General features: G+C 43.5%; 2 protein-coding genes. Both read left to right on the forward strand.

What is annotated here, in order from left to right; translation table 11 throughout:
• Positions 1–114: 114 nt before the first annotated feature.
• The gene (locus GFB48_RS17100) at positions 115–759 is read left to right on the forward strand and encodes a serine protease (protein WP_205597761.1); all 645 of its coding nucleotides are present in this window, start codon (positions 115–117) and stop codon (positions 757–759) included.
• Complete coding sequence (locus GFB48_RS17105) at positions 759–1,175, forward strand: hypothetical protein (RefSeq protein WP_163938652.1); 417 nt, start codon at positions 759–761, stop codon at positions 1,173–1,175. Before GFB48_RS17100 ends, GFB48_RS17105 begins: the two co-directional genes overlap by 1 nt.
• Positions 1,176–1,249 lie beyond the last annotated feature (74 nt).

The following is a 1,249-nucleotide window of genomic DNA, read 5'->3' on the forward strand; positions in this document are numbered from 1 at the left end:
AACCTCCTGATTATATTTTGAAGAATATTTTTGGCTCTGGTTTAGGCTAACCCATGTGCAGGAGGTTAGCACTGTCTAGGGGAGTCATAATGTCTAACTGTCAAAGGAGAGTCAGTGGATATTTTCACGCAATTCATATCAATAGTTGGTCGAGTTACGCCAAATCATATCGAAATGCTTGGCACTGCGTTTATGATTTCTAAAGATGGGAAATACGCAACTGCAAAGCATGTAATAGGTGATAACCACAATGGCTTAGTTATCCTTGCTCCTCATATTCAACGAATTAACGACTTTCAAGATGTATCTGATACAAGTTGTCGCCCTGTTGATGCAAAGGTGCTCGAAGTTGATCCCTTAAAAGATTTGGCAGTTTTGCAGGCAGACGTAACCTTTAACGGGAATATGCCAGCTTTGTCAGGGTTTGATGAAGTAGGGGTCTCTGAAAAAATTGGTATTTTCGGTTTCCCTCACTGCGTCGAGGGACGAAGAGTGCTAACTTTTCAGGAAACAGAAGTCGGAGCGAAAGTTCTCTTAGACTCACATGGTGTAAAAAGTAAACACGCAGTCATTAATATTCAGTCAAGGCCCGGCCAATCAGGTTCAATGGTATTTTCTCCAAGGCTAAACAAAATTGTAGGTGTCCTTATAGGTACATATGCACCAAACGCAGGGGCAACTATAAACGGGATCAACCCTGCTGAATTAAATCAAACAACTCATGTAATATCTGCTGAATACATTAAGGAAATGCTTTGATGGAAGTTCCTCAAATAGAGCTATCGGATTGGACTGATACGCTAAAAACTTATCAAAAAGACTCTATTAATACTCTCATCGCCAAAAATGGAGAAGAGGAGGCCGCAAAGCTTTGGCTTGGCGCAAACGGTGTTGCGACGACTAAGCAGTTTGGTGGTAGCGGTAGCTCTGAGCCTTTTTGGGATCGTTTCGTATCAGAGTTTAGAAATTTCATCTGCGGCCACGAAAAATACGAATCAGAGCGGCAACAATTAAGTTCTCAAGCTCCCATAGCTAACGCTATGTTTGTTGGTGTTATTAGCGGGGCCATAGGTTCTACTCTTGGCTTCGCAGCTTCTTTGTTGGCTCCGGCAGTTGCTATCCTACTTTTTCTAGTCGGAAAGGTTGGTGTAAATGCCTACTGCAAAACCAGTTAATCGGGTAGCCGAGGGTATCTAACCCTCAGCCCCCACACCACCCTGCATGCGGCTCCGCACAGGGCGGTTCATTT

The organism is Paraferrimonas sp. SM1919 (genome assembly GCF_010993985.1).
In the GTDB taxonomy this organism is placed as follows: domain Bacteria; phylum Pseudomonadota; class Gammaproteobacteria; order Enterobacterales; family Shewanellaceae; genus SM1919.

Excerpts from the sequence above, each read along its gene's own strand:
- GFB48_RS17105 (WP_163938652.1), top strand. The coding sequence starts at position 759 with ATGGAAGTTCCTCAAATAGAGCTATCGGATTGGACTGATACGCTAAAA.